We start from the raw sequence: 11,634 nt of genomic DNA on the forward strand, positions 1-11,634 counted from the left end.
GGCCCGCCCGCCGCACCCTTGCCGCTCACTCGACCAGCCAAACCGGCCCGGCTGCAGGCCGGAGCTGTTTCGGCGTTTCGATCACGTGGAACCGCGTGATGCGGTAACACCGGGCCACCACGCCAGCGCCCCAAAAAGACCTGTCCCAGCCGCCCAATTCCGGCGGGCCGGCGCCTATCCGTCGCCCGCGTCCTGGTAGGCCTTGAGCGCGTCCGCCAACGGGCCGGGGGGCAGCTTCGCCCACTGGGCCACATCCCGCGGCGGCACCCCGGCGTTCACGGCCGCCACGACAGTGTGCTGCAGGGCCTTCTCGAGCAGGGCGGCACTGTAGCTGAGGCCGCGCAGCAGATGCTGAGCCACATCCGCACTCGAACCGGTCTGCGCCCCGCGCAGCTGGATGAGCTGCTCCTGAACGCCGTCCACGAGGCTGCTGATCTGGGCGCGCTGCTCGGCGGGCACGGTCGAGCGCCACATCGTCCCCGAGCCGGGCGCCTTCTTCTCCTTGCCCAGCACCCGCAGCTGTCCGGCCATGGTCGCGGGCTGGTTTTCCTGGCGCAGCCACCAGGGGTCGTTGCCGTATCCGGGCGGTCCGCTGGCGCCGCGGCGGATGCGGATGACGCTGCCCATCCAGGAGGTCAGCGGGCCGCCGTAATCGGTCGCGGCCAGCGGCCCCAGCCACGGGCGGTCCACCCGCTCGCCGAGCCGGCGGCAGAACATCCCGTCGGCGGGCAGCGCCCGTGGCCGCCCGGCGCCGCTGTCGAGCCATGCCAGCTGGGCCATGGCCGGGTCCAGCAGCGCGTCGGCGACGGCCACCACCTCGGGGAAGACGACCGCGTCCCGGCCCACGATCCGCCACCGCTCCAAGTCCGTCCCGGCGTTGCCGCCCGCGACCTGGTGCAGACGCCGCGGCCAGATCGTCTCCCGCTCCCAGTGGAAGGCATGCTCCCACCACCGGGCCACCACCGCATGCGCCAGCGTGAACACCCTCTCCGGCTCTGCTCCGGCCCGTACGGCCCGCCGCGCCACCCCGGTCCATCGCCGCTGCGCAGCGGTCACTTCCGGCAGGTGCCGCACGTCCAGATGCTCCAGGAGCTGGTCGGCGTCCGCGTCCAGGAGCCACCGCCCGTGCCGGACACACACCCGCTCCCACCGGGGCGCGTATCGCACCGCCCGCACGACCGTCCCCGTACGCCGGGCCGCGCACAGGCGGCAGCCGAACGCCACCGGCCCCGCGACCGCGCCGCCGATCCGCCACGCCGCCGTCGGCACTCCGTCCCCCCTGTCGGGCAGCTTGGCATCCTCCTGTCCCCAGGACGGCAACGCCCGCGCCAACACGTCCTCCTCGACACTGCACACGGCTGTCAGTACCTGCCGTCCGGCTGCGTTCAGCAGCACGTCGGCGTCGGCCCGAGCGCCCCCGCCGTCGTGCCCGGGCTGGTAGTTGCGCCAGTGCCAGCAGGACCGCAACGCCTTCGCTTCCAGCCCGTAGCGGCTCGCGATGCGGCAGATCAGCGACGAGGTCGTCTCTCCCTGCAGGGGAGCGATCCGCAGGAGGCCGGGGTAATGGGTCACTCCAGCACGGTCTCGTGTTCGCCGTCCCGGCGGGCGTTTTCGCAATGGATGCTCAGCAGATTGAGACCACCTCACCCCTGCCGACCGGAGCCGTCGCGATCAAGGCGCCCCTCAGCGGCCGCCCCGGTGCCGGCTCGTCTCACAGCGCCAGACGCCCGCCCAGCCCGCGCGCTCCTCGGGGGCCTGGAGTCGATGCAGATCCTTCCCATCTGCATCAATCTTCCAGCCCAGTCAACCCTGTGACCTGGGGAAACAGTGTGAGGCGCGGGTCGGCAGGGGGAGTTGGGAAATATTCTTGCCGTCCGGCATCCGGATCTGGCCCTCCTGTGGCGTGTAAGGGGTGAGGGCCTTGTGCCCTCGTCAACGAGTTCGTCACTACTGGGAGGCCTGGTCGATGACTTGGTCGTACTGGGTGGGAGCGGGCGGGGTGTCACTTCCCGTGCTGGTCCTGCTGTTCTTCGCGATGCGCCGCGCCAAGGGTGTCGTGGAGATGCTTGTGAAGGCGCACATCGAGACCCGGGCGGAACGCGAGCAGCGCGCCACCATGGTTGCGATGGCGCAGTCCCTGCCCGACGGCGGCGCCGCGGCCCGCTTCGAGCAGGGACGGCCGGCGTGGCTGTTCCGCAAGGACGCAGCCGAGCCGGCAGGCCACCGGGCGATCGCCACGCGGGAGGCTGCGTGAGCGAGGCCGTCCCGGGAGCGGACTTCGAGTCCTTCGTCCTCGAGACCATCGAGGCGTTCTCCCGACTGGCCCAGGTCCAGGCAGGCGACTTGCACAGCGCCCAGGACGCTGTGCAGGACGTCTACCTGAACATGTACCGGCGGTGGGATTTCCTCACCGCCGGGCAGGGTTCCCTGACCGCCTACGGCCGCACCGCGGTGAAGCGGGCAGTCATCGACCAGTTCCGCCGAAACAAGCGGATGGTCATGGTTCCTGTCCATGAACTGCCCGAAAAGGAATCAGGCATCGGAGTCCCCGAAGCCGCCTACGAAATGATTAAGGAAGGCATCGACGAACTCATCGAAAGCCTCCCTGAACGGCAGCGCGAGGTCATCACCCTGTGCATTCTGCAGGACCTCAGCCCTGACGTGGTTGCACAGCGCCTCCAGATTAAGGAGGAGTCGGTGAAGCGCTACATCAAAGCCGCCGCCAACAACCTGAAGAAGTCCATCAACGATCACAGCGAGGAGGTAACCGTATGACGCACCTGTCCGCTTGGACGCACCACCCCGAGGAGCGGGGAGCCATCCGGCTCCTCGCCCTGTGGCTGCTGCTCGAAGGCTCTGAGCAGGCAGTTTCTAAGGGCTCTCGGATCGGCGAGAACCCTGTTCAGGCGGAGGGGGGCCAGCCTTCGGGCTGGCCCCCGGCCCCCGCCCCCTGCCCGGAAGCCCCCGGAAGCGGAAATCATCGACTCGGTGTGCGCCGTGAACTGCACTCTCTCCTGAAAAAGGAAATCGATGACTCCGCAACACCACAGGAAACACGTCGCGTAGCAGAGATCCTTGAGTTCCTGGACAGGGATGATGAAGCGCGAAGCTGGTGGGAAAAAGCAGCTCTCAAGGGTGATCAGGATGCATTGGACTATCTCCATGTCCTCGATTCCGAGAACGAAGAAAAGCTATCGGCGTGCTGCTGGCGAGAGAGAGAACAAGCTGATGAAGCATTCCGTTCATTCGTGAGTGCATTCGCATGCCCACCTCTTCTTATTGCGGACAGGCTTGATTCCGCCTTGGGAGAAGCTGGCGTCCGAATGCCTGAGGGATCACAGAACCTGGTCCGCGAGATCGAGGACTTCCTGACCCACTTGGACCACACGACCGGCGGACCGCGGTGCTGACACGACAGCGCGTCACGCGTCCACACACAGGAGCGCATTTGTAGATCAGCTTCCATGAGGCCTTCACGCTAGGGCCAGACGGCTCGTTGAGGTGGCGGCCCTCCCCGCGAACGCGGGGGTGGGCCGCCACTGCGTTGAGCCCAGCACGTCCGCAAAACGTTTTGCGCACCTGCCCCTTGGTTGATCGCAGGCCAATGCTTGGTGTTGGGCTGGGCCCGGAGGACATGAGGCGAGAACGCGCTTTCGTGGAGCGGCATCGGCGTCGGGTTGCCCTTCGACTGCGGCTCCTGCGTCGGGATGAACTCGACGACTCCACCTTGCAAGAGCTTCGGGCGGCCCTCAGTCTCGCCATCTCCCTTCGCAGGTCCTGGCGGATACCTGAAGACGCCGTACTTGAGTTCCTGAGTGCGACACCCGCACAGACGCAGAACAACCCGCACCGAGCATGAGCACACTGACCCCGCCCCCCAGACGCGAGTGGCTCGCGTGAGGGGCGGCTAGCCAACAGTCTCTGCCGGGCTCTGTGAGTCGACTTACGGAGCCCGCCAGGGGGTGGTGCAGATGGTGGGGTCGCTAGTCGGCTTTGAGGTCGCCGGTGGGGGTGATCTCGATGGTGCGTTTGAGCTTGTTGCCGTGTGTCCAGTCCAGGGCGCGGTCGTACTGGAGGCGTCCGACGACGATGCCGCGGGCGATACCGGCTTGACGGGCGAAGGACTCGATTTTGGTGAAGGGTGTGGGCCGCTGGGCGAGGCGCCGGTAGGCGGCGGCGTGTTCCGGTGGGATGAGGGTGTCGGCGGCGAAGGCGTCGGCCTCGGCTTCGCTGCGGTCTCCTTCGGGGGTTGTGTCATTGTCGCGGCGGGTGTCGTCGATGAAGGTGAGGCGCTTGCCGTGCAGGAGGACGTGACCGAGCTCGTGGAAGAGGGTGAACCAGAAGTGGTCGTCCTTCTTGAAGCGGTCGCTGAGCGCTACGCCGACCTTTTCCGGGGTGAGCCACCGGGTGACGCCAGAGACGCGGCTGTTAGGGGGCGCGGGAACGAGGACCACGGCGACGCCGGCCTGGGCGCACAGGCGCGTGATCTCGGCACGCCAGACCCCGGGTTCTTCGATTGTCAGAGCACGCAGACGGGGGAGGAGGTCCAGTAGGGCCGTGCGGTCGAATGGCGCGCAGATCAGTTCGCGGGCTTCGATCTCGGCCTGACGCAGCCAGACGGCGGTGGCGTAGTCATCGGGCCTGAGAACGGTGGAGCGCCGGAATGCGGTCCGGTAGCCGCGCCATACGCTCTCCGCGACCTCGGGGTCGGCGACGCCGAAGAACGTCAGCAGGCGTTCGAGGTTGTCTACGGTGCATTCCTTGGTCGGCAGGATGCCCCGCTTGACCAGTTCCGTCAGGGAGAAGCGCTTGAGCCAGTCGAGCTGGCTGCTGAGGGCTTCGCGGCTCTCGGTGCGGCTGACGTGGGTGCGCCAGGCGGCTTCCATCTGGTTCCACACGGAGGCTGGGATGCCGACGGCGCGTTCCAGGAGGAGTGCGGTCTCCGGGGTGAGGACGGCGCTGCCTTGGACGATCTGGTTGATGTGCTTGGTGGACAGTCCGGTGCGGCGGGCGAGATCGGCCTGAGGGATGCCGAGTGTTTCGAGTTGCTCCTTGAGAGTGTCGCCTGGGGGCAGGACGTCGTCCGGGCGGTATGGCTGGTGTGTGGCGGCGGGCGGGGTCACGTGAGTGCCTCTCGGTCGGCGAGGCTGCGGGGCGGGCCTGAGGGCGGGGTCAGGGGCAGTGGATCGCGGTGACGATCACCGCGCGTACGGCGTGCTCGTCGAGGGTGCCGTCATCGAGGGTGGCAGGTGGGTCGTCGCGCGGGCGGACGACGAGGTCTCCGTGAGTGCCGAGCGACACGAGCCGAGTGAAGCAGTCGCCGTTGGCGGCGGGGCGCAGCCGCGCTGCCGCGATATGCCGCAGGTCAGCCAGTTGGTAGGCGGCTGACATCTGGCCGAGGCGTCGGAGCAGCGTGGTCGAGCCTTCGTGGCCGAATCGATCTCTCCGGGCAGGGCCGCTGTTGCAGACACGGGCGAGCTCGGCGTCCTCAAAGACGATCTCCACCAACGACCTCAGAATCCTTTTCCGTATACCTACTGCTTCCATGCTATCCTCCGGATCAAGGTCAACAAGTTTCATGTACCTAATAGGTGCATGAAATCTTTCGTCCCGCGCGGAACGCTGCAGGGACTCGTCGAAGGGAAAGCCCATGGCAGGCAAGAGCAGTGCATCCAGCTCCAAGCGTGGCCGCAGCGCGATCACGGGCCGGTTCGTGAAGCAGTCGACGGTGCGTCGCAGCCCGTCGACGACCGTCAACGAGTCGGCCTCGAAGAAGCCGAAGAAGAAGTAGCTCTCGTCCAGGACCACTGTCAGGACATCGCCCCGCCAGCCGGTGGGGCAGGAAAGGACGCGCCATGACTGCGACTCCGGACCAGGCCAGCTCCGAGGACCTGGAGCGCCGCCCGCCGAGCACGATCCCGGTGACCATCAACAACCAGACGGTCCAGCTGCCCGAGCGGGAGATGACCGGTCTGGAGATCAAGCAGGCTGCCGCCGCGCAGGGTCTGCCGATCGACACCGGTTTCCAGCTCTCCGTGAAGCACGGACACCGCTACGACGTCGTCGGGGACACCGACACGGTCCGTATCCACCGCAACCTCGAGTTCCTCGCCGTCCCCCCGGACGACAACTCGTGACCACGCACCCGGTGACGACCGCCCCGATCGACACGGCCTTCGCCGAGATCCGTGCACACTTCGGGGCGGACGCCGTCACCGTCACCGCAGACGGATCCGGAGGCTTCTACGTCGTCATCGACGACCTGCCCGTCGGTCCCGCCCACACCCCCGCCCGGACCTGGCTCGGCTTCCAGATCTCCGCCGCCTACCCCGACGCGGACATCTATCCCCACTACACCGGCACACTCAGCCGCACCGACGGCCAGCCACACGGTCAGGCCATCCAGCACGTCACCTGGCAAGGACGCCCGAACGAGCCGGCCCTGCAGATCTCCCGCCGCTCCAACCACCGCGACCCCACGGTCGACACCCCTGTCAACAAGGCAGTGAGGATCCTGGCATGGCTCACCGCACAGTGAACCCACCCGCCGCGGGAGCAAGCCTGACCATCCCCTCCCGCCTCTGGCAGCAGCTGAACGCACACCTGTTCCCCGGCGACCACGCAGGACACGGCGCCGTCCTCCTCGCAGGATGGACCGACGGTCCTCGAGGCCTGCGCCTCCTGGCCCGCGAACTCATCCCCGCCCGCGACCACATCGACTACGAACCCGGCACCACCGGACATCACGCCCTGTCCGCCACCTTCGTCCGCGACAACATCCTGCGCGCCCGCGACGAACGCCTCGCGTACATCGCCGTCCACAACCACGGCGGCACCACCCGCGTGAGCTTCTCTCCCACCGACCTGGCCAGCCACGAACGCGGCTACCCCACCCTCACTCAGATCAGCAACACCCCCGTCTGCGCACTCGTCCTCACTCCTCAGGCGGCCGCCGGAGACCTCTGGCACCCCGATGGCGCCCGCACCGACCTCACCGAAGTGGTCATCCCCGCCAACAACCTCCTGCGCCTGCGCCCTCGACCAGCCACGGCCAGCGCACCCGACCCCACCAACGATCCCTACGAACGCCAGATACGCGTCTTCGGCGACCTCGGGCAGCAGACGTTCCAAGCGATGAAGGTCGCCGTCATCGGCCTGGGCGGGATCGGCAGTCTGCTCACGGAATACCTCGCGCGCCTCGGCATCGGCCACCTGGTCCTCGTCGACGACGACACCGTCGAGGAGACCAACCTGCCCCGCCTCTCCGGTGCCACCGCCGCCGACGTCGGCCATCCCAAGACCGCTCTGGCCAGCCGACTGGCCCGGCAAGCACAACCGGCCATCATCCTCACTGCCCTCACCGACCGCGCCGAACAGCCCCACGTCCAAGGCGAACTGCGCCAGTGCGACTGGCTCTTCCTCGCCGCCGACGGCGCGGCAGCCCGCCACTTCACCAACGCCGCGGTCCAGCAGTACCTCATTCCCGCCACCCAGTCCGGCGTGAAGATCCCCGTACACGACGGAACCGTCGGACAAATTCACGCCGTCAGCCGCGTGCTCATCCCTGGAGCCAACTGCATGTGGTGCGACGGACTGATCAACCCCACCGACCTCGCTATCGACATGCAGGCCCCCACCGACCGAGCCGCTGCACACTACGTACCCGGCACACCGGCCGCCAGCGTCCTACCCCTCAATGCCCTCGCAGCCGCCGAAGCCGTCAGCCACTTCATGCACGCCGTCAGCTGCCTCCACGACGACGACCTCGACCACGCCAGCATCCTGCACCGCCCCCGTACCCGGACACGAGATCTCATCAACTCCCGCATCAGCCCGGGCTGTCGATGGTGCTCCGCACACCAGCTGTTCGCGCTCGGAGACCGGCCGGCCGGCGATGTGACGAAGACAGAAGGACCTTCGGTTTCGTACGGCAGAACCAGTTGGCCACCATGATGCCTCGCCGGACGGGATCTTTGGCGCCCAACTACGCCTACGCCCATTCCACGCCCCTGACAGAACCTGGGAATCAGTAGTTACCAGGTGTGTAGCCAGGCATCGTCGTGGTGGGAGGTGGGGGTGCCGTCGGGTTCGATGCCGTGCGGCCATAGCTTTCGCCATACGGGGCTGGTGTGGTGGTAGGGGTAGGCGGCGTCTCCTTGGTCGAGCGCTTCGCGGGCGATGCGGGCTGCTTCCTCGACGTCGCGTGATTCGTATCGGAAGCGGGCGATGTTCGCGAGTGCTGCGGGGTGTCCGTAGGAGGCGGCGGCTTCCCAGAGTTCTTCGGCGCGTTCTTTGTCTCCGGTTGCTTCGCGGCGCGCTGCCAGGTCGGCCAGTGTGTTGGTGAGCCCGTATTCGGCGGCGGCTCGCGCGTAGTGTTCCGCCTGCTCGAAGAGGGCTGCTTCTTCTCGCATCATGGCCAGGTGGCTCAGGCCGAGCGGAGCCCCGTGTGCTGCTGCCTGGTGAGCCAGTTCGGATGCTTCCACCGGCAGTCCGGCCTGTTCGTGCTGGAGCGCGATGTCGGCGAGGGCGTCGGGCTGGCAGCATTCGGCGGCCTCCAGGGCCAGGGCTGCTGCCTGTTCATAGTCGGCTGCTTGGGCGGCGGTGAATGCGAGGTCTGCCAGGGCCCTGCAGGTCAAATGGTCCACCGGCCAGCTGTCGCTGTCGTCGAGCTCGTCGTATGCCGGGGGACGCACGTCGAGACCGAGGGCGGGGGAGGGCCAGGGCAGTTGATGGGCGCGTTCTGCCAGGAGGCGGGCGTAGCGCAGCCGCCATCGTGCTGAGGCGGCTGACTCCAGAGCGCTGACATCGGTGCGTCGTGGCAGGTGCCGCAGGGCAGCGTCCCAGAAGGAGGCCGGCGGGCATATCTGACCGCGTGTCCGGCGGCCGTGCTGCTCCATGTAGTCGGCCAGTCGAAAGGAGTCCTCGCCTTCGGTCCCTGGTCTGCGCCGTGTGCGCCGCAGCAGGGCTGTGTTGCCGTGGGCGGTGCGCCCCGTATAGCTGAGGGCCTGTTCGAACCAGTCGTCGTCCAAAGAGTTGAGCTCTGACTCTGACAAGTAGTCCATGGCCGCTTCTTCCAAGAAAGCTGCAGGTAGGTCTATGCCACATCCCAGACGCCGTGCGTCCATAGCGACGTGCAGGAGCGCACGGGCACCCGCGCGCGCCAGCTTGTACCGGTCTAGCAACGCCGGAACACCGGCGAGGAACTGGGTGATGCGGCGGTCGGCTGCCCCTGCCAGCGCTTGTGCGAGACGCTCGTCCGCCTGTGCTGCACCGTGAACGGCGACGAGTTCTTGCGCGGTGAAGGCGTCCGGCACATGGATTTGCCGTCCCGTAAGCAGCTGACGGCTTTGCTCCTGCGGATCTTCTCCTAGCTGAATCGGCAAAGAGGTCAGATGATCCCAGTGCACGGGCCACAGAGTGCCCAGGACGAGGATCGGAGCGCGGTGAGTGTCGGCCAGCAGGGTGCGTAGGGCTGCGGCGATCTTCTCTCCGACCCCGGGAGGGGCCAGGTAGTGCTGTGCCTCATTCAGCCAGACCACGGTTTTCGGCCCTACTGCGGCCAGGCCAGTCAGAGCAGCGTTGGCTCGGGTGGGGTCGAAGGGATGCCAGAGCCGCCACTCATCGGCGGCAAGGCTCTGGATGGCTTCCCACGCTGCACGTGTCTTACCTGTGGAGGATTCACCTACCAGCACGCACAGCTGGCTTTTGCCGCCCTGTGCGGCACGCACGATGTGCTGCAGGTGGGTGTCGTGCTCCCGTTGCACGTAGGCGGGTAACTCACTCTCTTCGGAGGCGACGTGGATCGCGTGATGCACTTCGAGATCAAGTGGGTGGCACTCGCTGATGAGGCGTGTAACGAGTGCTTTCTGGTCCGGTGCGCTGGCCGACTGAGCGGTAGGCAGGACCGTGATGGTGTTGTTGTCACCGGTGATGACCGCGCCGACGTCTCGGCCTGCCGCCACTGAGTCCTTGCTTGCCTGCACCCGGTTGCCTGGAGCTGAGGACTGCTGCCCATCGTCGTTCGGGACGTCATGAGCCCGGCGTGGCCATACCGGCGGGGGGCTCACGTACGGTTCCCATCCCCGGTGATGACCTCACCGATGTCTCCTGCGGCAGCGGTGCTACCGGCTCCTGAAGCGCGCACACTGCCGCTCGTAGGAGGACTGTGGTGTGACGCCGAGTGGTGCGTCACCTCGTTGTGATTGCCGACGATGACGCGCCCCACGTGGCCGCCGGACGCCACGGCACCGTCCTGGGCCTCTACCGCTCGGCCTCCCGAACCAACGAGCGCCCAAACCGAGATAGCCAAACCCACAATGCCAGCGATGGCGCCGATCACGCTGGCAAGCTGATCGGCTACCGCTAGATCCATGAAGATCGCGACCGCCAGCAAGCACACCGCCGCTGCCCCGCATACGGCCGCGCACGCGATCAGCGCGTAAGCCCTCCAACCATGCATATGGCCATCAAACCGAATTCCTGTTCTCAACGTAGCCGCATTAGTGGAACGGGAAGAAAATGGGCGGCGATGTCAGGCCCCGAATCGAGGTGCAGGCGGCTGACCCGCTGCTACAGGCCTGTCATGAGGCGCCAGCTCCTGGACGTGGCCGTCCGTCTTCTACGACCACCGCATGCCGATGGCGGAGAGCTGCTCGCGCCGGTCCTCCGCCAGTGTCGCGGCGCGTGAGCGTTGGTTGCTGATCCATGCCCCCAGCTTGAGCTCTCGCTGCTCCCGGTCCTCGCCGCTGTCACCGTCTCCGGCACCGCCGATGACGATCCGTTCGATGTGCTTCCTCGGTACACGAAGGTGCCCCTCACGCTCGTAGAACTGGCGGGCGGCGGTGTAGTTGAGGGCCCATTTGTCGGCTTGGCTGGTCCGCGGTCTGGGTTTCTCGTTCTCGGCCGCGGGTTGGATGTCGAGGATGTGCTCCAGCATCCACTGCTGGACGCCTGTGAGTTTGTCCCAGCCCAGCCGGACCGAGCGCACCCACCGTCCGAGGTCCTCGCCCTGGTGCACGACCTCACCCGGCTCCATCGGCAGCGTGCCGCCGGCCTCCAGGTGCAGGCGGACTAGATGGAAGGCGCGCTGCCATTCCACCGGCCAGGCCGGGCACCACGATGGGTCGATGTCCTCCAGCTGCTCGCGCCGCTCCTCCGACAGCGCCCCGGCCGCCGACTTCACGGGCAGCCCTTCGGCGCGCCGCTGCTCGTTTTCGGCGGCCCTCCGGGCGGCGGCCCGCGCGTTCTTCAGAAAGATCCCTACCCGGTACCCCTGGTAGGTGGCGTCCAGTGGGGCCAGGAGGTGGCCTGCTTCGGCTGCCCATCCGCGCGCCGCGGCGAGGCCTTCTTCCCAGGCGACGTCGTAGTGCGACCAGATCATGCCGAGCTTTTCCAGCTGTGCGATGCGGTCCTCGTCCATGTCACCCCGGGCGTAGAACCTCCGAGCGTCGGCGATCCACTGCCCTAGTTGGAACCCGGCGAGCGCGGCCGGCCACCCCTCGGCTTCGGCCTCCTGGTCGCCGCTCTCGGGCACGCGGTACGTGAATGGCACCTTCAGGTTGCCGTGGATCCGGTGGTACAGGGTGGCGGCTTCGATGCCGCGTCGCCAGTGTTGGTGTTCGGGGTTGAGGACGC

11 protein-coding genes are annotated in these 11,634 nt (G+C 67.3%); 6 read left to right on the plus strand and 5 right to left on the minus strand.

What is annotated here, in order from left to right:
* Positions 1-174: 174 nt before the first annotated feature.
* On the minus strand, positions 175-1,572 hold the full coding sequence (locus QC385_RS25310) for a DNA-binding protein (RefSeq protein ID WP_279543636.1): 1,398 nt from the start codon (positions 1,570-1,572) through the stop codon (positions 175-177).
* A gap of 394 nt (positions 1,573-1,966) precedes the next feature.
* Between QC385_RS25310 and QC385_RS25315 the strand changes: the two genes are divergently transcribed.
* From QC385_RS25315 to QC385_RS25325, 3 genes are read left to right on the plus strand one after another with little or no spacing between them, the layout of a single operon-like run.
* Entirely contained in the window at positions 1,967-2,254 is a 288-nt protein-coding gene (locus QC385_RS25315; protein ID WP_279543637.1) for a hypothetical protein, read from the plus strand.
* Positions 2,251-2,775: an RNA polymerase sigma factor gene (locus QC385_RS25320; protein WP_279543638.1), complete on the plus strand. Its 525-nt coding sequence runs from the start codon at positions 2,251-2,253 to the stop codon at positions 2,773-2,775. The genes QC385_RS25315 and QC385_RS25320 overlap by 4 nt, the downstream gene beginning before the upstream one ends.
* Entirely contained in the window at positions 2,772-3,410 is a 639-nt protein-coding gene (locus tag QC385_RS25325) for a hypothetical protein (protein WP_279543639.1), read from the plus strand. The genes QC385_RS25320 and QC385_RS25325 overlap by 4 nt, the downstream gene beginning before the upstream one ends.
* Positions 3,411-3,983: 573 nt before the next feature.
* On the opposite strand, the gene QC385_RS25330 is transcribed toward QC385_RS25325, so the two are convergent.
* Together QC385_RS25330 and QC385_RS25335 are read right to left on the minus strand one after the other, a co-directional pair.
* Positions 3,984-5,123, minus strand: a complete 1,140-nt coding sequence (locus QC385_RS25330) for an ImmA/IrrE family metallo-endopeptidase (protein ID WP_279543640.1) — start codon at positions 5,121-5,123, stop codon at positions 3,984-3,986.
* A gap of 49 nt (positions 5,124-5,172) precedes the next feature.
* On the minus strand, positions 5,173-5,808 hold the full coding sequence (locus QC385_RS25335) for a hypothetical protein (RefSeq protein WP_279543641.1): 636 nt from the start codon (positions 5,806-5,808) through the stop codon (positions 5,173-5,175).
* 47 nt (positions 5,809-5,855) lie between these two features.
* On the opposite strand from QC385_RS25335, the gene QC385_RS25340 reads away from it, so the two are divergent.
* The 3 genes from QC385_RS25340 to QC385_RS25350 are packed head-to-tail and all read left to right on the plus strand — an operon-like array spanning position 5,856 to position 7,953.
* Positions 5,856-6,137 carry a multiubiquitin domain-containing protein gene (locus QC385_RS25340; protein WP_279543642.1) on the plus strand — a complete coding sequence of 94 codons (282 nt, stop codon included), beginning with the start codon at positions 5,856-5,858 and terminating at the stop codon, positions 6,135-6,137.
* Complete coding sequence (locus tag QC385_RS25345) at positions 6,134-6,538, plus strand: hypothetical protein (RefSeq protein ID WP_279543643.1); 405 nt, start codon at positions 6,134-6,136, stop codon at positions 6,536-6,538. Before QC385_RS25340 ends, QC385_RS25345 begins: the two co-directional genes overlap by 4 nt.
* Positions 6,520-7,953, plus strand: coding sequence for a ThiF family adenylyltransferase (locus QC385_RS25350; RefSeq protein WP_279543644.1), 1,434 nt, complete (start codon positions 6,520-6,522; stop codon positions 7,951-7,953). The genes QC385_RS25345 and QC385_RS25350 overlap by 19 nt, the downstream gene beginning before the upstream one ends.
* An 80-nt stretch (positions 7,954-8,033) precedes the next feature.
* On the opposite strand, the gene QC385_RS25355 is transcribed toward QC385_RS25350, so the two are convergent.
* Both QC385_RS25355 and QC385_RS25360 read right to left on the minus strand, forming a co-directional pair.
* Positions 8,034-9,983, minus strand: coding sequence for a hypothetical protein (locus QC385_RS25355; protein ID WP_279543645.1), 1,950 nt, complete (start codon positions 9,981-9,983; stop codon positions 8,034-8,036).
* 635 nt (positions 9,984-10,618) lie between these two features.
* Positions 10,619-11,634: helicase associated domain-containing protein (locus QC385_RS25360; protein WP_279543646.1), on the minus strand; the 1,016-nt coding region annotated here is incomplete at its 5' end.

This window comes from Streptomyces sp. DH10 (assembly GCF_029813805.1).
Taxonomy (GTDB): Bacteria; Actinomycetota; Actinomycetes; order Streptomycetales; family Streptomycetaceae; genus Streptomyces; species Streptomyces coeruleofuscus.